We start from the raw sequence: 21,770 nt of genomic DNA on the forward strand, positions 1-21,770 counted from the left end.
TCCTTCCCGAGAATCGAGATCTCCGCATTGAGAGGTCATTCGTATCTCAATGCCTCCACCGGATTCGTCATGGCGGCTTTGAGGGCCTGCAGGCTCACGGTCACAAAAGCAATCGCCAGGGCGGTTGCCGCAGCCAGCAAAAACGCCGTGAGGCCGAGATCAACGCGATAGGCAAATTCTTCGAGCCATCTTCTTGCGGCAAAGTATGCCGCCGGCCACGCAAGGAGATTGGCAAACAGCACGAGCTGCAAAAATTCTTTTGAGAGCAGTGCAATAACGCCGGACGTCGAGGCGCCCAAGACTTTGCGAATGCCGATTTCTTTGGTACGGCGCTCGACGGTAAACGCCGCCAGCCCCAGCAGGCCGAGACAGGCAATGCCAATGGCGATCGCGGCAAAGCTGCCGAAAATTTGGCCGACTTTTTCATCGGCGCGATACAAGGCGTCGAGGCTTTCATCCATGAAAGCGTATTCAAACGGCCAGGCCGGCGAAAGGCGATTCCGCGTTTGTTCCAAAGCAGCCAGCGTGCCGGCAACTTCCTCCGGACGAATGCGCAGGGTGATGGGCAGAACATGCTCGGGATCATAAATCATGACCAGCGGCTCGATCTCACGGTGCAGTGAGGTGAAATTGAAATCCTTGACTACGCCGAGAATCGGGCCGGTGCGGCTGTCGCCGCGCCGCAGCCGCACGTTCAGCGCCGCTTCCGGCGTCTGCAATCCCATGGCTTTGACGGCAGCTTCGTTGACGATGAACCCTGTTGTCGAATCGCCGGCAATGGCGCGCGAGAAATCACGGCCGGCGACGATTTGCATCTCCATCGTCTCGATGAAGTCGGCGTCAACGTACAATTCGGACATGAGCCACTCGCTTTGGTCGTCGCCTTCCGGCTGAAACGTGCTTTGCCCGAGAAAGGCCCCGACGAAATTCGAGCTGGCGGTCGCGCTCACAACACTCGGGATCTTCGACAACTCGGCCTTGACCATCTCGGTTTTGCCGGACAGCCCGCGATCCCGCACATTGATCCCCAACAGATGTTCTTTGTTGAAGCCAAGATGCCGCGCTCTAACAAAACTGAGTTGTTGAAATACCACGATCGTGCCAACTAACAAGATGATCGCAATGCCGAATTGCGAGACGACGAGCACGCGGCGAAACAGCGCGGCGCGCTGGCCGGATTTCAAAATGCCCTTCAAAACCGTGGCCGGCTGAAATGCGGAAAGAAAAAAGGCGGGATAAGATCCAGCCAACACGCCAACCAGGACACCAACGCCGAGCAAAGCCGCCAGGACGAGCGCGTCGGTGCGATAGCTCAATGCCATAGTCTTTCCGGCAAAATCGTTGAACGCCGGCAGCACCAGCTCGACCATGACGAGGGCGCACAGCAACGCAAAGAAAGCCAACAGCAGTGATTCCCCGAGGAATTGTTTGAGCAATTGCAGGCGATGGGCGCCGAGCACCTTGCGCACGCCGACTTCTTTCATGCGTTGCGCCGCGCGGGCGGTGGCGAGGTTCATGTAATTGATGGCGGCGATCAAGAGCACGAAAACGCCCACAGCCGAAAAGATGTAAATGTAGGCAATGTCGCCATTGGCGCTCATTTCGGCCACCATATGCGAGCGCAGATGGATATCGCGCAGCGGCTGGAGAGAATATGAAATGTTGGCCAGCGTTTCTTCGCCGCGATATTTTTTGGTGAACCCCGGCAGCTTTTCATTCAGCGCCTGCGGCGAAACGCCGTCTTGCAAGCGAAGATAGGTCCACAGCAAATTGACTCCCCACTTGTTGATCCAGGGCTCGTCGTTGAATACCGTGAACGTGGCGAGCGCATCGGCGCGGATGTGCGAATTGAATGGAATATCCTGCATGATGCCGGTCACCGCATAGTCGTAGCGATTATCGAATCTCAATACCTTGCCCACGGGATCTTCCGCGCCGAAGTATTTTTTCGCCATGCTTTCGGTGATGACCACGGAGCGCGGCGTCGCCAGCGCCGTCTCCGGATTTCCACGCAGCAAGGGGAACGCGAAAAGCTTGAAGACATTCGAATCGGCATACGCGATCCGTTCACCGAAGAATTTCTTCGCGCCGAAGCTCACCAGATGGGTACGCGGCCGGACACGCACGGCAATTTCGACCTCCGGAAAATCATGCGCCAGGGCCGGCGCCACCGGCGCGGCCACGACCGCCACTTGTTGCGCGGAGCCGCTGAAGCGCTGTTCCTGCACGACGCGATAAATGCGATCGGACTCGGGATGAAATGAGTCGTAACTCAGCTCGTCGCGCACCCAAAGCAAGATGAGTATGCAACATGCCATGCCAATGGCCAGGCCCACGACGTTGATAAACGAGTAGCCTTTGTGACGCAACAGATTGCGCAGCGCGATTTTGAGCTCGTTTTTGAACATTGTCGACTCCGCTTGTCAGTGACCAGTCATCAGTTATCAGTGGTCAGTCATCAGTCTTCAGTTACTGATCACTGGTTACTGATTACTGATTATTGATCACAGGCTTCGCCTTCAGCTCCCACAGCACGTTGACGATCTTCCACTCGCCGTTCCATTTGGCCAGGTGCATGTAGTCGATCCAGCCGGACATGATGGCTTTGGCGCTGGCGGTGTTTTGAAAAATGTCGAGGATGAAAACGTCTTTTTGTTGCTGCGCGAGGGGCGTATCTTTGCCGCCGCCGCGTTTCACGCCTTGCACCAGGCTCATGGCGCTCATTTGTTCGAGCCGGCTTCTGCCGCTTTGATCCGTACGCACAATGCGCTTCGCCAGCTCGGGATGCAGCGCGCGTTCCATGCGCTCGGGGTTACCTTCATACCAGCCTTCGACATAATCCAACGCCGCTTTTTTGATCGCGGCGGAGTCTGCCGCGGTTTGCGCATACAGCGGCAAAACCGTGGTGATTACGGCAAACATGAATGCAGTGACAATAATTCTCATGAGTGAGTCCTTTCGTTATGTTTCAACACCATGCAAGAGCAGCCTTGCCATGCCATGGTCATTCCGTGTTGCGCAGCATCGCTGCGGGATTTACTCGCGTCACGTTCCACGATTGCCGGCCAACCGCAAGCGCGGCAGTGAGCAAGACGATGAGGCATGCCAGTAAAAATGGCGCGAGGCCGGGCGTGTAATTTCCAACAAAAGGCTCTACTGCACGCAGCAAAAGGCGCGTCGCGACGAAACTCAACGCCGTCGCGAAGGCGCCGGCGCCCAACAGCAGAAACATAAACTCGCGATTGATCAACAACAGAATTTGTGCGACCGAAGCGCCGAGCATTTTGCGCACGCCGACTTCCTTCAAGCGCCGGGCGAAATGTTGGGCGGCCAGGCCGTACAAACCCATGCAGGCAATCATCAGCGCGAGGCCGGCGATGTAACCGAAGCTTCTGGACAGCTTGCGCGAACTTTGATAGAAGCCGTCAAAAACCTCGCTCTGAAAAAAATGATTGCACGGCGTGTTCGGAAAAAGCTGCTGCCAGTCCTGCTCGATTTGCGTGGCGACTTGCTTGCCGCTGCCGGCGGCGAAGCGTACGACGAGATTGCTGAACGCATTTTCATCGGCGCGCAAGAACAGCGCCGGCCGGTTGGCGCCGGTGGCGAAAAGCTTGAAATCACCAACCACGCCGATGATCGTGTACTCTTTCGTTTCAAGTCGCAGTCGCTTGCCAATGGCATCAGTCCAGCCTTGTTTGCGCGCCAACGTCTCATTGACCACCACCGCGTCTTCATCTTCCACACGGCGATTCGCATCAAAGAAGCGTCCGGCGACCAAATTCAGGCCGAGCGCTTCGGGATAATCCGCGCCGACGTCGTAGCGCGAAGCCTTTTGTTTGGTTTCGTCAATTTGAAAAACCTCCGGACGCCAGCCTTGACCGACATGATCCACCGAACCGGCAACTCGCAGCACGTTGGGGTTTTTCAAAATCTCATTGCGCAGCAGATGGAATTGCGCGCTGTCATTGAGCGGCACGACCAAAGCCTGGTCGGGATCGTAGCCCCATGAATGTCTTTCCCACACGTGCACCGTGGCCAACAGCAGAACCGTGATGATCACCGCAAGAAACGCGAGCGCGAACTGCGTTGCCAACAAACCGCGCCGCAAAATGTTCTTGCCGGAAAATTTCAGCCTGCCGGTGAAAATGGCCACGGGCTTGAATGATGACACATAGAGCGACGGATACGCGCCGGAGGCCAGCGCGGTGAGCGCGAGCAACCCCGCGAGCATCAGCCACAGGCCGGTGTTCTCGAGCAAGGAGAATCTTATTTTCAGCACAAAGTTCGCATTGAGCAGCGGAACGAGGAACGCTTCCGTGATCATGAGGCCGAGCAGCAACGCGATGAAGCAAAGCAACAAATTTTCAGACATGAATTGCGCGACGAGCTGCTCGCGCTGCCCGCCCATGACTTTGCGAATACCGATTTCTTTCAAGCGCCGCGTCACCCCGCCGAGCGAGATGTTCACATAGTTGAAGCAGGACAACGCCATCATCGTCAGCGCGATGAGCGAGAACATCAGCGTCAACACGGGATGGGGCGCTTCCGCGGGCCGGCGATTGACGTCATAAGCTCCGGGCATTGGGTGGCGCAGATTATCGAGCGCAAAAGAAACGACGTTCGCTTCGGGATTCCCGCCGTTGAACGGGGCAAGGTACCGCGCCATTTGCGGCGCGAGTTGGGCGGCCTCTTCAAGCCGGCGCAGTTGCACAAACACGCAATTGCTCGCGCCGATTTTCCACTCCTGCGCCTGCAGCGATTTGTGAACGGCGTGATAGCCGGTGAGCAGATTGAAAGAAAAGCCGACATTCGTCGGAAATGGTTGCGCCACGCCCTGCACGACGAACTGCTTGCGCTCTTGTTCGTCGGTCATCAGCGTAAGCGTGCGGCCGAGGGGCATCTCCTCGCCGAAATATTTTTGTGCCATATCCGCGCTGAGAATGATGGCGTTCGGATCAGCAAGCGCGGCGGGATCGCCGTATTGCAGCGGAAAAGTGAACATGGAGAAGAAGCCCGTGTCCGCATAGACGAGCACTTCGTTGAAAGCGTTCTCTTTGTTGAACAACTTCACGCCTTCGCGCTGCATGCGCACGACGCGTTCGACCTGTGGAAAATCCGCGGCCAGCGCCGGGGCAATGGGCGCCGGCGCATCGCCCCAGATTTGTTTATCACCGTCGATTTCGGTGACGTATTCCACCATGAAGATGCGCTCGCCGTGCTCATGAAAATTGTCGAGCGTCCAATAATTCTGCAAAAAGAGAAACACCGCGATGCAGCACGCCACGGCAATGGACAGGCCGACAACATTAATGAGCGCAACGGTTCTGTTCGCAAGCAGATGGCGCCACGCGAGGCGGAAGTAGGTTGAGAGCATGAGGTTGATTCCCAATTTTCACGCCAAATGGACTTGACAACTATTTGATCGTCATCTGTAAAGCTCAAGATATTCGGTGAGGCCGTGGTGTTGCCGGCGCGCCTCATTCATAGCGCAGCGCTTCCACCGGATTCGCCAGCGCGGCTTTGAGGGATTGGAAGCTGACGGTGATTAAGGCAATGGCTAGAGCGAGCAGCGCCGCCAATAGAAAAGTCAGGCTTTGGTGATTGATATTGATCCGATATGCGAATTCCTGCAGCCAGCGGCTCATGGCGAAATAGGCAAGCGGCCAGGAAACCAGAGTGGCCACGGCCACCAGCCGCGCAAACTCCTTGGAGAGCAGGAACACGATGTTGCCCAACGATGCGCCGAGCACTTTGCGCACGCCAATCTCTTTCGTGCGCTGTTCCGCCGTGTACGAGGCAAGCCCGAAAAGGCCGAGGCAGGCGATGAAAATCGCCAGCAACGAGAAAGCGCCGAAAATCCGGCCAAGGCGATGCTCATTCTGATAAAGCTGCTCATAGCGCTCGGCGATGAAAGAATATTGGAACGGAAAATTCGGGCGGAATTCCTGCCATTTTTGTTTGAGAAATTCCAGCGTGGCGGTAATGTCCGCCGGCTGCTCCGCGCGAATTTTGACGGAGATGCTGTTGAAGCTTTGCGGGGCGATGAGCAAAACAACCGGCGTAATTGGCTGTTGCAAAGACTCGTAGTTGAAATCTTTAACGACACCGATGATACGGCCTTGGCGGTTGCCGTATTGAAAAGGCTTGCCAATCGCGGCTTCCGGCGAGGGCCAGCCGATCTTCCGCACGGCCGTCTCGTTCAGAATAAACGCTGCGGTGGAGTCCGTCGGAAAGTCCACCGAAAAATTTCGTCCAGCGGCCATTTGGATGCCGTAGGTATCGATGAAGCTGTGATCGACGCGCACGTTGGCAATGCGAAACGTCAGGGGCTCGTATTTGTCGCCGATCGGAACGCTGCCGCCGGAGGAATCGAGCAGCCGTCCCGAGGGCACACGTTTGGAGGCGGCCACGCTGACGATTTGTGGATGCTGCAGGAGTTGGTTTTTCAGGTGTGGATAACGCCGCACGATTTCCCGGCCTTGCTCGACGGGCAGCACGACGATGTGCTCTTTGTTCAAGCCGAGATTTTTGGTGCGGCAGTATTCGAGCTGATTGTACACGATGCCCATGCCGACGATCAAAATGATCGAAATCGCGAATTGCAAGACGACCAGCACGCTACGAAAGCGCGAGCGCGCCGAACCGATTTTTTGTCCCTTCAAAACGGCGACCGGTTGAAAACGCGAGAGGAAAAAGGCGGGATAGCTGCCGGCGACGATACCGACAAAGAGCGTGACGCCGAGCAGACTTGTCAGGATGAAGAACGGGCCTTGCGAGCGCAGCGCCAGTTCTTTTCCGGCAAAAGCATTGAATTTGGGCAAGGCCATTTCGACCAGCACCACTGCCAGCAGCAGGGCGAGCAGCGCCATGACGACGGTTTCGCCGAGAAACTGTCGGATCAACTGCCGGCGGTCGGCGCCCATGACTTTGCGCAAGCCGACTTCCTTGGCGCGATTGGCGGAACGCGCCGTCGCCAGATTCATGAAGTTGATGCACGCGATCAACAACAGAAAGAAAGCGATTGCGGAAAAAATGTAGACATATACGATGTTGCCGTTGGCCTCGATCTCGGAATCGAGATGCGAAAACAGGTGGATGTCCGTCAGCCGCTGCAAGCGCAGCGTCGTTTGCGGGATGGCCTCTTTGCCGTCGGGATGGTGACGGCCAATGAAATCCGGAACGGCTTTTAGGAAATTTTCGACGTGATAGTTTTTTGGAAAGAGCAAGTACGTTGCGTAATTGTTGCTGCCCCAATTCTTGAACTCATCTTCGCCAAGAGCCCGCTCCAGCAGCTTCATCGAGCCGAGAAAGTCAAAATGGAAATGCGAGTTTGCCGGCATGTCCGGCATGATGCCGGTGACCTTTAAATCCGCCTGATTGTCAATATTGAGCACTCTTCCCAGCGGCTCCTCGTTGCCGAAATATTTCCGCGCCATTGCCGGCGTGAGCACGACGCCGTCGGGATCAGCCAGCGCATTGTGCGGATCGCCTTTGAGCAAAGGCAGCGTGAAAACTTCAAAAATGTTCGGATCGGAAAAATAAAAACGCTCTTCCTGAAAAACCTTGTCGCCGTGCCGCAGAAGAGGGCTGCCGCCGCTCTTGATCCGCACCATTTGCAGAATACCGGGAAAATCATTTTTGAGCAGCGGCCCGATGGGCGGCGCGACGTGCCCGAGGTGCAAGCTCGAAGAGCCGTCAGAATTGAACCACTCGCGCGTTACCCGGTAAATCTGATCGGCCCGCTCGTGATGCTGGTCGTAACTCAGCTCGTCATGCACGTGGAGCAAAATCAAAATACAGCTCGCCATGCCGACCGCCAACCCGAGAATGTTGATCAAAGAATAACCCTTGTGCCGCAAGAGATGGCGCAGCGCGATTGTCACGTAGTTTCTGAGCATGGCTCCTCGCAAAGCGTCTGGCGCATGGCGCATAGCGAAAATGCCTTGCGCAGCACGCCAAGAGTTCGCTGATTTTTAGCTTCTTTTGGAAGTTTGAAATCTTTCGACAAAGATGATCCGGATCTTCCGACAGGCTGTCGCGTGTTTCTTCATCAATCAGTTTTCTGTGAAAAAGGATAACCACGACATTGGCATTTTCGAATGCTGAGCGTCGAGCGTTATCGCGAAAACGGGCAAACTCTTCGTCCGAATCGCATCCTGAACCTTCGGCAATGTGTTCAATATGCTCATTCCGGCTCCGCGCACCTGCTCGGCAAAACGAGAGAGATGCTTTTGCTCCAGTGCGTCAGCAATGTCAGAAAGCATATCGCCGATTGCGATAGCCATTTGCCAAATCTCGAGGCCGTGAAATCTAAGTTTCGCCATAAACCCACATCTACGTTGTTTGAATGGTGATTCTTCTATCTGGCTGCGCGCGCGGCACTGTGCGCTTTGCTACTCATATCGCAGCGCCTCAACCGGATTCGCCAGCGCGGCTTTGAGGGCTTGTGCACTCACGGTAAGCAATGCGATCAACAGCACCAAACCGCCGGCGAATACAAATAGTTGCCAATCCATCGTCGTGCGATAGGCGAAATCCCGCAACCAGCGATTCATCGCATACCACGCAATCGGCCAGGCCACCAGATTCGCCAGGGCAATCAGCCGCAGGAATTCTTTTGAGAGCAGATTGAAGACATTGGCAGCCGAAGCGCCCAGCACTTTGCGGATGCCGATTTCCTTGGTGCGCGCCTCCGCTGCATAAGCGGCCAGCGCAAAAATGCCCAGACAGGCAATGATGATCGCGATCACCGCAAAAATCGCAAAAAGCTTCGACTCTTTTTGTTCCTGTTGATAAAGCTGAAAAAATGTTTCATCAAGAAAAGTGAACTCAACCGGATAGGCCGGCGAAATGGCTGCCCACTGCTTCTGCACGGCCGCCAGCGTCGCCTGAAGGTTCGTGGGATCGACTTTGAGCGCGAACACGTTGGCGAAGGGCCGCATCGAAATGAACAGCGGATCGATGGCTTCCTTCAAAGAGGAGAAATGAAAATCCCGCACCACGCCGACGACCTGATAACGCGTGGAGTCAAACATCGTGCGGCGCATCTCCTTGCCCAGCGCCTCTTCATTGGTCCAGCCAAGCATTTTGACCGCGGTTTCATTCAGCAGCGCGGCGTGGGCTTTGTCCGTCGTGAACGCGCGTGAAAAATTCCGGCCGGCGACGATCTCCAAACTCAACGTCTCGACGTAATCAAAATCCGTGTAGACGGTGCGCATGCGGTAATTCTCGTCTTTGCCGCTGATCGCGAAAGACATGGCATCGTGAAAACCGCCGGGGTGCCCCGAGATCGCCGTGGCGCTGGCGATGCCGTGTTGCTGCCGCACGCGTTCGACAAAAGTTTCCTGCTGCCGGCGCATCTCGCTGTTGTTGATGGGAACGAGCAGCACTTGCTCGGCGCGAAAGCCGAGATCTTTCCGTCGCATATACTCAAGCTGCTTGCCGGCGAGCACCGTGGCGATGATCAACACTGCCGAAATGCTGAACTGAAAAACCACCAGGCTTTTGCGCACCAGGACCTCGGCAGACTGTTTCGAGAAGCGGCCCCCGAGCACGCGCGCCGGAAAAAATCCCGACAGCAAGAAGGCCGGATAACTTCCTGCGAGCAGCGCCACGATGAGCAGCAAGCCAAACGCGGCTTTGAGCAATAACGGGTCGGAGAAGTTCACGGCCAGATCAAGTCCGAAAGCCGCATTGAACCACGGTAGCACCAACTCGGTCACGGCAATCGCGATGATCACAGCGAGGCTGGTCACGAAAAACGATTCGCCGAGAAATTGCAAAATCAGGCGGCCGCGATGCGCGCCGAGCACTTTGCGCACGCCGATTTCACGGGCGCGGCGGCCGGCGCGGGCCGTGGTGAGATTCATGTAGTTGACGCAGGCGATCATGAGAATGAAAAAGGCGATCACGCCGAAAATATAGACCGCTTGTTTGTCGCCATGCCGCACGCCCTGCTCGTAGCGAATGCCCTCCTGAAAATAGACATCCGCCAGCGGCTGCAATGTCAGATCGATGCGCCGGCCGTTGCGCTTGAAATCTTCGCCGAGGTACTTGTCGATGAATGCCGGCAATCTTGCCTCGAGCCGTTGCGCTTCCTGCGGGTTGTCGATCAGCACATAGGTCAAGAAACTGTTGCTCCACCAATCATTGAACCACGTTGCGCGCTCGAAATTTTTCAACGAGGCAACAAAATCAAAATCCAAGTGCGTGCGGCCGAGCTTTTCCGCCAGCACGCCGGAGACGATGAAGTCGTAGCGATCATCCACCCGCAGAACCTTGCCCATCGGATCCGCGCCACCGAAATATTTGCGCGCCGTTGCCGCGGTTAGAACCACGCCATTGGGACTGGCCAGCGCCGTCGCGGGATCGCCCTGCGCCATGGGGAAAGGGAAGAATTCGAAGAAATTCTCATCGGCGAAGAAGAATTTCTTTTCCATGAAAGTGCGATTCTCGTACTTGACCAGACCATCACCGGGCAGCACGCGCAGCGCGTCGTGAATGCTCTCGGGCAAATCGTTCTTGAGCGCGGGCGCGTAAGGTCCGGAGGTGATGCCGATGAGATACCCCTTCTCATTGACTTCCGATTTGCGCAGCACGCGGTAGATTTGTTCGCCGCGGTCAAACGATTTGTCGTAACTCAGCTCGGCCTGCAAATAGAGCAAAAGAAGCAGCGTGACCGACAGACCGGCGGCCAAACCAAATACATTGATGAGCGAAAAGAGCTTTTGCTTGAGCAGCACCCGCAGCGTGGTTTTGAGATAGTTTTTGAGCATAATATGCCCCAGTTGAACGTAACCAGTTTTCAGTAGCCAGTGATCAGTTATCCAGAAGACTGATCACGGGTTACTGATTACTCATACCGCAGCGCCTCCATCCCGCGATCGCGGGATCCGGCTTTTATTCGTATCGCAAGGAATCGACCGGATTCGCCAGCGCGGCTCTCACCGTCTGCGCACTGACCGTCAGCAACGCAATGAGCAGCGCCAATCCGCCGGCCGCCACAAAGATGCCCCAGCCCAAATCAATGCGATAGGCGAAGTCTTGCAGCCAGCCGTTGATGAAGTAGTAGGACACCGGCCAGGCAATCAGATTGGCAATCGCAACCAGTTTCAAATATTCTTTTGATAGCAAACTGACGACGGTCGAGGTGGTGGCGCCCAAGACTTTGCGAATGCCGATTTCCTTGGTGCGCTGCTCGGTTGCGTATGTGACCAGGCCCAACAGGCCGAGACAGGAGACGAAGATGCCGACGCCGGCAAAAATGCCAAATAGTCTTCCCAACGCCTGGTCGGCGCGGTAGTAGCGTTCCAGGCGATCATCGAGGAAGTAGGCGGTGAAGGGCTGCCCGCCGCTGAACTCTTTCCATTGCGCTTCCACCTCGCGAATAAGCGCCGGTATGTCGCCGCGCACGCGCAGGACAATACGCGTCGGCGCCCCGCGCGAGATCAATGTGACCATCGGCAGAATCGGCTGGTGCAGCGGCTCGTAATGCACGTCTCGGGTCACGCCCATGATGTCCAGAGCTTTCTCACCGTCGCCAAAAAAGCCGTTGAGCTTGCGGCCGACGGGTTGCTCATATCCCAGCAGCCGAGCGGCGCGTTCATTGATGATCACCGCACTGGCGGAATCGGTGGTGACTTCGCGCTTGAAGAAGCGGCCTTCTTTCAACTGCACGCCCATCACGCTCAGAAAATCGTGATCGCACCAAAGTTGGCGCAGCATAATGAGATTGGAGGCGTTGTCGCCCTCGCGCCAGTAGGCTGCGCTGCCGATGTCGTTGCCCGGCAGATTTTGTGTGAAGGCCGCGGCAGCAATGCCGGGCCGGCTCAGCAAGGACTCCTTGAAACTCTGTGCTTTGCTGCGGCCCAATAGCCAGGTGTTGTCCACCACGAGCATTTGTTCTTTGTCGAACCCGAGATCGCGCGTGCGCATGAACTGAAGCTGGTGATACACGGCCATGGTACCCACCATCAAGGCAATCGAGATGGCAAATTGCAGGATCACCAAAGCGCCGCGCAGCCGACCGCCGCGCATGCCGCCGCGCACTTCACCCTTCAGCACAGTGGCCGGTTGAAACGAGGAAAGCACGAAGGCCGGATAGCCGCCCGCCAGAACGCCAACCAGGAGCGTAAAGCCAAGCAGACCGGCGAGGGCACGCGGGTGGGCGAGGAATTCCAGCGAGAGCGATTTGGAGGTGAGGCTGTTGACCAGCGGCAGCGCCCATTCCATGAGGCCGAGGCTGACCACCATGGCCAAAGCGGCAAGTAATACGGCTTCACCGATGAACAGAAGCCGCAGTTGCAGCACTTGTGAACCCAGAACTTTGCGCACGCCGACTTCTTTGGCGCGACGCGCCGAACGGGCGGTGGCGAGATTCATAAAATTGATGCAGGCAATCAACAGAATGAACACAGCGATCATGGCGAGCGCGTACACCGTGGCGGCGTTGCCCGGCGGAAAGACCTCCTCATCAAGGCGCGAGTGCAGATGGATGCTGGTGATCGGCTGAAAGCGGTAACGATAGTACATGCCCTGCGATTTCATTTCACTCCAATTGCCGCCCAACTCTTCTTCCACCGCGGGCTGGACGTTCTTTTCGACCATCGACTGAAAGGTGGCTTCCGCTTGTTCCCGCGCAGCGCCCTTTTTCAACAAGACGTAGGTGTACCAGGAGTTGTTGAGCCAATTGTCTCGTTCCGAGATGGTCTGGCCGGCCAATGCGGCGAGGAGACCGAAACGCCAATGCGATTGCTGCGGAAACTCCCTCACCACGCCGCAGATCATGAATTGGGAGCGGCCATCCACTTCCAAAATTTTGCCGAGCGCCGGTTCGTCGCCGAAATACTTGCGCGCGGTAGCGTCGGTGACGACGATGGTATTGGGCTGCGTCAAGAACGTGTTGACGTCGCCTGCCAGCACTTCGCAGGAAAAGACTTCGAAGAACGACGAATCAGCGAAGAACAGCAAATACTCATTGAATGCTTTCTCGCCATGGCGTACGGCGCAGTCACTGACCGGCGTGCCGCCGCGTGCTCGAAGGTGAGTTGCCGCTTCCACCTGGGGCAGCGTCTCCCGCAGGCTCTGAGCCACCGGACCGCTGCTGCGCGCGGTGCGGAATTCCCGGTCTTGCACGTGGGCATCGAGCGTGACGCGGTAGAGGCGCTCGGCATTCTTGTGGAAGCGATCATAGGACAACTCGTCGGCAACAATCATGAGAATGATCAAGCAACAGCTCATGCCGATCGCAAGCCCGGCGATGTTGATCGCCGTGTAACCCTTTTGCCGCAGCAAGTGGCGGCTGGCGAGCGTGACGAAATTCCTGAGAATTGCCATCATCTCTGTTCCTTCACAAAATTGGGCGGCACACCTTCCACATATTCGCCACTGGACTCACACCAATGACCATGCTATTCATACCGCAGCGCTTCCACCGGATTCGTCAGCGCCGCCTTGACCGCTTGATAACTCACGGTCAGCCACGCGATCACCAGCGCCAGCGCGCCGGCGAGCACAAAAATGGCCGGACTCAAAGTCGTGCGATACGCAAAATCTTGCAGCCATTTGTTCATGGCAACATACGCGACCGGCGTGGCGATGACAAACGCGACGGCAACGAGCCGGGTGAAATCTTTCGACAGCAAGAGTATGACCTGTTGCACAGAAGCGCCGAGCACTTTGCGCACGCCGATTTCTTTGGTGCGCTGCTCGGCGATAAACGACGCCAGGCCGAACAAGCCGAGACACGCAATGAGTACGGCGAGAATCGTGAAGCTGCCGAAAATCTTGCTCTGCTGCTCCTCGTTCCGGAAGAGGCGGCCAAAATCTTCATCCAGGAAAAAATAGCGGAAAGGATAACCCGGCTCAAAGGCCGGCCATTTTTCTTGCAGGAAGGCGATCGTGGCCGGAATATTTTCGGGACGGAGGCGCGCGACGACGTTGACAAATTCGCGCGGCGCAATGCTCATCACCAGCGGCTTGATTTCGCGGTGCAGCGATTCGAAGTGAAAATCCTTGACCACCCCGATAATGGTGCGCACCTCGCTCTGCGCGGGCGTCGGGCCGATTTGCGTCAGCTTCTTGCCGAGGGCGCTTTGCGGCGTCATGCCCATGAGCCGCGCCGCCGTCTCGTTGAGGAGGCACGCTTCCGACGTATCGCTGACGAACTCGCGCGAAAAGCCGCGTCCCGCCGCCACTGCAATCTCCAGCGTACTCAACAAATCCACGCTTCCCCGAAAAATTTGCAGCGGATAAGCCACTTCCTCCGGCGCACCTTCGAGGCGATGGGCGGTGTCGTCCTCGATCCGCCCGGGCACGCCGCTCGCGGCCGCAACATTGATGAAATTGGGATTCTGCAAAAGCTGCTCGCGAAAAGCTTCGTAGTTGCGCAAGCCGGTTGCAGTTTCAATCGGCAGCACCACCACTTGTTCCTTGTTGAAACCGAGGCGTTTGTTGCGCATGTACTCGAGCTGTTGGAAAACCACGCCGGTGCCGACGAGCAAAACGATCGAAATCGCAAACTGCAGAACCACCAGCGTGCTGCGCAGCCACGGACTTTTGGCGCCGGCTTTCAGGCTGCCTTTCAACACCGCGATCGGCTGAAAGGAGGAAAGCACCACGGCAGGGTAGAGGCCCGCCAACACGCCGGTGACCAGTGCGACGCCGGCAAGGCCCGAGGCGAAGCCAAGGTTCGTAGAAAAGTGCAGCGTCAATTCCTTGTCCGCGAGACGATTGAACGCCGGCAGCAGCAGTTCGATCAGCAAGAGCGCGATGAACAAAGCCAGGAACGCCAGCAAAACAGATTCGCTGAGAAATTGTTTGACGAGCTGTGTGCGCACCGAGCCGAGCACTTTGCGCATGCCCACTTCCTTGGCGCGGTTGGCGGAACGCGCCGTGGCCAGGTTCATGAAGTTGATGCCGGCAATCAACAGAATGAACAGCGCAATCGCGGTGAGAATGTAGAGGTAATTGATGTCGCTGGTCGCGCCGATTTGATTTTCGACGCGGGAATGAAGATAAATGTCCGGCACAGCTTCGAGAAAATACCCCCACTTCGCGCCGGCGGCGATGGCTTGGTCGTAGGATTGTCCGAGCACGGCTTCGATCTGCGGGGCCACATATTTCTTGACCAGGCTGGGGAATTTGGCCTCGAGTTGAGCGGGTGAGGTGCCTTCTCGCAACAACACGTAGGTATGATATGAATTGCTGATCCAGCGCGGGTTTTGGCTCTCCGGCCGCGTATTGAGCGCAACCAGCATGTCGAAGCAGAGATGTGAGTTTGTCGGGAGGTTCTGCAGCACGCCGGTGACTTTGTAGTCGGCGCGGTTGTCGTAGCGCAACACTTTGCCGAGCGGCGCTTCGCTGCCGAAATACTTCTCGACCATTGCTTCTGTGATGACGATGCTGTTCGGCTCGGCCAGTGCGGTTTGGGGATCGCCTTGCACAAGTGGAAAACTGAACATGCCCAAGATGCTGGCGTCCGCATAGATCAAATGGTCTTCATAGACGCGTTTCTCGCCGTAACTCACCAACACGCGATGCGCCGGCCAGAAGCGGCCAGCGTTTTCCACCTCGGGAAGCTCCTGCACCAGCGTCGCGGCCATCGGCGCGGAGGTCGTGGCGGATTTGATGAAGCGGCCGCCGATGCCGGCATCCAGTGCGACACGATAAAGTCGCTGAGCATGTTGATGAAAACGATCATAGCTCGCCTCATGCTGGACGTACAACATGATGAGCGCGCAGCACGTCATGCCGATGGCCAAGCCGGCGATGTTGAGGAAGGAATAGCCCTTGTGCTTGCGCAGATTTCGGAAGGCGATTTTGAGATAGTTTTTGAACATGGTGTCTCCTTGTCGCAGGTTGCTCGGTCCAGCAACAAGCAACCAGAATCAGGGATCGCAATCGTGCCGACAAAAAAATCGGGCTTGGCAAGCGGTCAGCCGTTACGTATTGGTGGATCACTCATTCCAAAATGGGCAGCAAATATGGAATTCCTTTTTCCAAGATTATCCACCGCGCCGAAGCCGAGCTTTTCTCTTTTCGGCCCCAGAGGCGCGGGAGACTCGACCCTTTTGAAACAGCATCATGCCGACGCGCTGTGGATTGATTTGTTGAAGTCAGCGTGTCCGTCCGGAAGACCCGCGCCCCCTGTTCGAGTTTCGCAAAGACGATCCGAAAATCCGGACCATCTTCTGGTATCGCGGTCACGAAAGACTCTTGATCGACCACGATCAGTGCCTTCCGTGTGAGCGGCCAAAAGCAGGCGGCAGAGTGCGTGAAGCAGGGAGGCGGGTGGCGCTTGAATCTTCCCGCTCCCGCCTCGGCGCTGCTTTTATTCGTAGCGCAATGCCTCCACGGGATTGGCGAGCGCGGCTTTGAGCGCTTGATAGCTCACCGTCAAAAAGGCGATCACCATCGCCAGCAGCCCGCTGAACGCAAACACCCACCAGCCGGGCTCCGTTCGGTAGGCGAATTCCTCCAGCCATTTGCGCATGGCGAGGTAGGCAACTGGCGTGGCCAGGCAGAAGGCGATCACCACCAGCCGGGCAAAATCCTTCGAGAGCAACAGGACAACGGCCGACACCGAGGCGCCCAACACCTTGCGCACGCCGATCTCCTTGGTGCGTTGTTCTGCGGTGAAGGAGGCCAGTCCAAAAAGCCCGAGGCTGGCAACGAAGATGGCGAGGCCGGAGAACACGCCCAAGATGCGCCCCAGCTTTTCTTCGGACTGGTACAGGGCATTGACCTTGTCATCCAAAAAGGAATATTCCAAAGGATGAGCGGGGTCGAATGCCTCCCAGGATTTCTGCAGCACGGCGAGCGCCTGCGGCACGCGGCGGGGCTGGAGGCGCACGGCGAGATAATCCATGCCATAGGGCATGAGATGAAACGCCGCCGGTGCAATCTGCTCATGCAATCCTCGGAAGTGGAAATCTTTTGCGACACCGATGATCGTGCCAGCTTTGGACCGGTCCGGGCCTTCGCCCTGCCAGATGAATTTCTTCCCCAGCGCGGCTTCGGCCGAAGCCCAGCCGAATTCTCGCACGGCGGCCTCATTGATAATGAAGGCGGTACTGCTGTCGGCGGTGAAAGTGGGCGAAAAATCCCGGCCGGCAGCAAGTGCGATACCGAGGGTCTTCATGAAGTCGTAGTCGATTTGAAAAGTGTAGACGATTTGTTCCTTGTCGTCGGTTGCGCCTTCCACACGCGCGCCGGTTTGCCACCAGCCTTCATCCGCCGGCATGGAAGAGGAAGCAGTCACACTGACGATTGCGGGATTCTGCAGCAGCTCGGTTTTCAGGGCCGGCCATTTGCGTCTGGCCTCCTGGCCGGTGAGCGGCACGAGCACCACTTGCTCTCTGTCGAAACCGAGGCGCTTGGTGCGCATGTACTCGAGCTGACGGTAGATGATCATGGTGCCGGCAATCAAGATGATTGAGATGGCGAACTGGGCGATTACCAAAGCCTGGCGTAAGCGTGCGCCCCCGGTGTGCGGCGTGCGCCGTCCCTTCAAGACCTCGATGGGCTGAAAGCGCGAGAGGAAAAACGCAGGATAGCTGCCTGCCAGAATGCCCGTCACCAGGCCGATGGCAATAAAACCGACGGTGACGAACGCGTCCTGCAGGTAATGCACTTCCAGTTTCTTGCCGGTCAGTTCATTGAAATAAGGCAGGGAAAATTCCACCAGGCCGGCGGCCACAACCAGGGCGATGAAAGCCAGCAGCACCGCCTCGCCGAGAAACTGCGCCATCAGGCCGCGGGCCTGCACGCCCACCATTTTGCGCACGCCCACTTCCTTGGCGCGATGCTGCGAGCGCGCGGTTGCGAGATTCATGAAGTTGATGCAGGCAATGGCCAGCACGAAGAAGGCGAGCACCACGAACAGATAGAGCTGCGTCAGCTTGCCGGACTCGCCGGCGCGGTCATCGAAACCGGAATGCAGATGGATATCCGTGAGCGGCTGCAGATGCAGCGCCGGCTTGGGAAAACCCGGCGGCGCGGCGGCATAGTGTTTTTGAATAAACGCGGGCAATTTTCCTTCCAGCGCCGCGGCAGAAGTGCCAGGCTGCAGAAGCAAATAGGCAAAGTAGGAGAACCCCCACCAGTTGTTCAGACTGTGCCCGCCGCCGTTCTCAAAGGCCACGATAAAACGCGGCTGCAGATGGGAGTTGGCCGGTATCTCCGCCAGTACACCAGTGACCTGAAACTCGCGATTGCCGAACTCCGCCAGCAGTGTCTTGCCCATCGGGTTTTCTGCACCGAAATACTTCTGCGCTGCCTCAAGGCTCAGCACGATGCCGTGCGGATCACGCAGCGCTGTGGCCGGATCGCCCTGCTGTAGCGGAAAGTCGAACACCTCGAAGAGATTGCCGTCGGCAAAATAGAATTCATTCTCATAGATTCGCTTTTGCCCAACCGTCACCAATACCCGGCGCGAGGCCTGGCGCAGGCGCACGGCCTGAGCCACTTCGGGATATTCCTGTTGCAGGGCGGGCGCGATGGGCGCCGCGGTCACCGTCAACGGGTCGCTGATTTTGCCGTCGCGCTCCATCGTCACCAACACGCGGTAGATGCGATCCACCTTCGCGTGAAAGCGATCGTAACTCAACTCGTGGCGAACGTAGAGCAGGATCAGATAGCAGCAGGCCATGCCGGCCGCCAAACCGGCAATGTTGATAAAGGTGTAGCCTTTGTGTTTGAGCAGGTTGCGCAGAGCAACTGTGAAATAGTTTTTGAGCATATTCTATCCTCACGCCGCTGCAGGAAATTACCCTATTGACATTGTGGCAATCTTTCTGTACAATCTGGTTGTACAATGTTGAAGAGGTGATTCATGCAGAGTATAGCAGTAAGCGACTTTCGTGCAAATCTCATGCAGGTGCTGAAACAAATAGAACGCGGCCAGGAGATTGCGATTACTTCCCGGGGCCGCGAGATTGCCCGCCTCGTTCCGCCCACGAACGCCATGGAAAAAGCGCGAGAGAAGCTGGTGGAATTGCGGCAAACTGCCGTGGTATTCGACGTTGTCTCTCCGATCGCTGACGAGTGGGAGGCGTCACGGTGATCGTCTTGGACACGCATGTCATCATCTGGGATGCGCTGCAGCCCAATCGCCTCTCCAAGCCGGCAAAGCGGGCAATCGCCAAGGCCAATCTGAATGATGGCATCATCTTTTGCGATATCTCCCTTTGGGAGATCGGCATGCTGATTCAGAAAAAGCAAATTCTGGTGAACACGTCCTACCTCGAATTCATTCAGTTGATTCTTGCCTCTAACCGTTACCTTGTCAAGCCGATTTCGCCGGAGATCGCAGAACTTGCGACATCGTTCCCTGCCACACTCAGCAAGGATCCTGCCGATCGCCTCATCGCCGCGACCGCGGTGAGCGAACGCGCCCAACTTGTAACTGCTGATGCCAGACTGAGGAATGCTCCCGAGCTGCAGACCATCTGGTAGTCAAATCCGCACTTTCTCCGTGAAATTCTCCGTCACCACGTGCCCATCAAAGAGATGCACGACGCGGTGAGCGAACTCCGCGTAGGCCGGCGAGTGCGTGACCATCACGATGGTGGTACCCGCTTCATTCAGGTCGGTCAGCATTTTCATCACCTCATCGCCGTGGGCGGAGTCGAGATTGCCGGTGGGTTCGTCAGCGAGAATTAGCTTGGGCCGGGCCACCACCGCGCGCGCCACCGCCACCCGCTGCTGCTGGCCGCCGGAAAGCTGCTGGGGAAAGTGATTCTTGCGGTGCATGATTTGCATTTGTTCCAGCACTTCTCCGACACGCTTTTTGCGTTCAGCCGTGGACACGCCGAGATAGAACAACGGCAGCTCGACATTCTCATACACCGTCAACTCGTCGATCAGGTTGAAGCTCTGAAACACGAAACCGATGTTGGCCTTGCGGGTGTTGGCGCGCTGGCGCTCGGAATACTTCGACACCTCCTGGCCGAGAAAATAGTACTCACCGTCCGAGGGGTTGTCGAGCAGCCCGATCAGATTCAACAAGGTGGACTTGCCGCAGCCGGAGGGACCCATGATCGCAACAAACTCGCCGGCATTGACCTCGAGGTTGATGTTGTTGAGTGCCGTGGTTTCGACCTCTTCGGTGGTGTAGAGTTTCTTGAGATTGAGCGTCTTGATCATTTTGGCTCCTTGTTGCCATTTAGCCGTCATCAGTTTTCAGCAATCAGTCCGCCCGAATTCTGCACGTGACTAACCACTGATCACTGCTTACCAAGCACTGGTTATTTTTTCAAAATCAACTTGTCAATATCCCCAAAGCTGTCGTAGCTCGAAGTAATCGCCCGTTCGCCTGGCTCCAGCCCTTCCAACACCTCAAACACTTGCGGATTTTGCCGGCCCAGCCGAATGTTGCGCTTCACCGCGATCGCGCCGGACTTGTCCACCACATAGACCCACTGGCCACCGGTCTTCTGGTAGAAACCGCCGCGCGGCAGGAGCGTGGCCTCCGCCAGGTCGCCGAGCTGCAGCCGAATGTGCAGCGTCTGCCCGCGCCGTATGCCGGCCGGCGCCGGGCCGTCGAACTCGAGATCAATGTCGAAACGGCCGTCGCGGATTTCCGGATAGATCTTTCTGGTGAGGAGGCGGTACGTCTGCCCGGCAAAATCGAACTCACCGGCGAGATCGAGGCTGATGCGCGCCAGATAATGCTCGTCGATGCCGGCGCGCACCTTGAAACCGTCGAGCACGTCCACCTGGCCGAGGCGCTCACCCGGCGACTTGGACTCGCCGATCTCAGCATTGAGCGAGGTAAGCTGGCCGGTGATCGGTGCGCGAATGATCATGCTCGCCAGTTTTTGCTTGGTGACCTCGAGATTGGCTTCCATACGCTGCAACGAGCCTTCCAATTGCTGCACCTGAATCTCGCGAAACAGCGAGTCCTGCCGGAAGGATTCAACCGCCAGATCGCGGCGGCGGCGATAATACTCGTATTCATCACGGGTCTGCTCGTACTCCTGTTGTGAGATCAGATTCCTGGCGCGCAGCTCCACCGCACGCTCGTGCAGGCGCTGCAAACGCTGCAATTGATACTCCTGATCCACGAGCTGCTGGCGCAACGTGAGGCGGCTTTGTTCCATCAACAGCCGCGTATTGCGCAGGTTGTTGCTTTGTTCGAAGAATTGCGCCTCGCGAAACATGATGTCGAGCAGCAGGTTGGTGTTGGCAAGCTGCAGAATCGGGTCTTTTTCGGCGACCATCGCGCCGGCTTCCACGAACTTCTTCTCGACGCGGCCGCCTTCCACGGCGTCCAGATAGATGGTCTTGATCGGCAAAACGTTGCCACTCACCGGGATGAACTCTTGAAACGGTCCGCGGGTCACCGTCGCGATCGTGATCCGCTCGGTTTCAACATTCAGCTTCGAGCTGGTGTCGCCGAACAGAAAGCTGTACATCACCACAGAGCAAAACAGCCCGGCACCGGCATAAAGTGCGATGCGCTTGGGAGGCCATTTCTTTTTTTGAATCGGGCGGTCCATGATAAGACTCATAGGTTTTTCCGGCTGTGAAATATGAACAGAGCCGGACTGCGGTTGATTTGGTATTGCGTTGAGGAGGTTGGGCCCTCAGCCCGGCTCTGCCGAACTGAGAGATCTCAACAAGCATGCCGGATTTGTTTTGCAAAGAATTAGAGTGGGAGGAGAGAGGGTTTTGCAGCGAAGCACTGCACGGTGGCTGGACAGTCGGTGTTCGCCAGCGAACAGTGAATGTACTGGTACTTACGAACGATGAAACCTCCTCAATCCTGT

Annotated in this window: 13 protein-coding genes; 2 read left to right on the top strand and 11 right to left on the bottom strand. The window is 56.9% G+C overall.

Annotation, left to right across the window (positions count from 1 at the left end; all coding sequences use genetic code 11):
* Positions 1-35: 35 nt before the first annotated feature.
* The 9 genes from L6R21_07460 to L6R21_07500 form a co-directional block, all read right to left on the bottom strand.
* Positions 36-2,408, bottom strand: coding sequence for an ABC transporter permease (locus L6R21_07460; GenBank protein MCK6559023.1), 2,373 nt, complete (start codon positions 2,406-2,408; stop codon positions 36-38).
* An 82-nt stretch (positions 2,409-2,490) separates the two neighbouring features.
* The gene (locus tag L6R21_07465) at positions 2,491-2,946 is read right to left on the bottom strand and encodes a nuclear transport factor 2 family protein (GenBank protein ID MCK6559024.1); all 456 of its coding nucleotides are present in this window, start codon (positions 2,944-2,946) and stop codon (positions 2,491-2,493) included.
* Positions 2,947-3,004: 58 nt separating this feature from the next.
* On the bottom strand, positions 3,005-5,374 hold the full coding sequence (locus tag L6R21_07470) for an ABC transporter permease (GenBank protein MCK6559025.1): 2,370 nt from the start codon (positions 5,372-5,374) through the stop codon (positions 3,005-3,007).
* A 103-nt stretch (positions 5,375-5,477) separates the two neighbouring features.
* Entirely contained in the window at positions 5,478-7,898 is a 2,421-nt protein-coding gene (locus tag L6R21_07475) for an ABC transporter permease (protein ID MCK6559026.1), read from the bottom strand.
* A gap of 156 nt (positions 7,899-8,054) precedes the next feature.
* Positions 8,055-8,285 carry a hypothetical protein gene (locus L6R21_07480; protein ID MCK6559027.1) on the bottom strand — a complete coding sequence of 77 codons (231 nt, stop codon included), beginning with the start codon at positions 8,283-8,285 and terminating at the stop codon, positions 8,055-8,057.
* Positions 8,286-8,393: 108 nt separating this feature from the next.
* On the bottom strand, positions 8,394-10,775 hold the full coding sequence (locus L6R21_07485; protein MCK6559028.1) for an ABC transporter permease: 2,382 nt from the start codon (positions 10,773-10,775) through the stop codon (positions 8,394-8,396).
* A gap of 124 nt (positions 10,776-10,899) precedes the next feature.
* Complete coding sequence (locus tag L6R21_07490; GenBank protein ID MCK6559029.1) at positions 10,900-13,338, bottom strand: ABC transporter permease; 2,439 nt, start codon at positions 13,336-13,338, stop codon at positions 10,900-10,902.
* Between the two features lie 71 nt (positions 13,339-13,409).
* Positions 13,410-15,839 carry an ABC transporter permease gene (locus tag L6R21_07495; protein ID MCK6559030.1) on the bottom strand — a complete coding sequence of 810 codons (2,430 nt, stop codon included), beginning with the start codon at positions 15,837-15,839 and terminating at the stop codon, positions 13,410-13,412.
* 491 nt (positions 15,840-16,330) lie between these two features.
* Complete coding sequence (locus L6R21_07500) at positions 16,331-18,739, bottom strand: ABC transporter permease (GenBank protein ID MCK6559031.1); 2,409 nt, start codon at positions 18,737-18,739, stop codon at positions 16,331-16,333.
* A 93-nt stretch (positions 18,740-18,832) separates the two neighbouring features.
* Here L6R21_07500 and L6R21_07505 point away from each other — a divergent pair, with 93 nt between their 5' ends.
* Together L6R21_07505 and L6R21_07510 are read left to right on the top strand one after the other, a co-directional pair.
* Positions 18,833-19,063: a type II toxin-antitoxin system Phd/YefM family antitoxin gene (locus L6R21_07505; GenBank protein ID MCK6559032.1), complete on the top strand. Its 231-nt coding sequence runs from the start codon at positions 18,833-18,835 to the stop codon at positions 19,061-19,063.
* The gene (locus tag L6R21_07510; GenBank protein ID MCK6559033.1) at positions 19,060-19,455 is read left to right on the top strand and encodes a type II toxin-antitoxin system VapC family toxin; all 396 of its coding nucleotides are present in this window, start codon (positions 19,060-19,062) and stop codon (positions 19,453-19,455) included. Before L6R21_07505 ends, L6R21_07510 begins: the two co-directional genes overlap by 4 nt.
* Here the strand turns inward: L6R21_07510 and L6R21_07515 are convergent, their stop codons facing one another.
* Together L6R21_07515 and L6R21_07520 are read right to left on the bottom strand one after the other, a co-directional pair.
* A complete protein-coding gene (locus tag L6R21_07515) occupies positions 19,456-20,145 on the bottom strand; it encodes an ABC transporter ATP-binding protein (protein ID MCK6559034.1) in 690 nt (229 codons plus the stop codon).
* A 101-nt stretch (positions 20,146-20,246) separates the two neighbouring features.
* Positions 20,247-21,512, bottom strand: coding sequence for an efflux transporter periplasmic adaptor subunit (locus L6R21_07520; GenBank protein ID MCK6559035.1), 1,266 nt, complete (start codon positions 21,510-21,512; stop codon positions 20,247-20,249).
* Positions 21,513-21,770 lie beyond the last annotated feature (258 nt).

Source organism: bacterium (assembly GCA_023150945.1).
In the GTDB taxonomy this organism is placed as follows: Bacteria; Zhuqueibacterota; Zhuqueibacteria; order Zhuqueibacterales; family Zhuqueibacteraceae; genus Coneutiohabitans.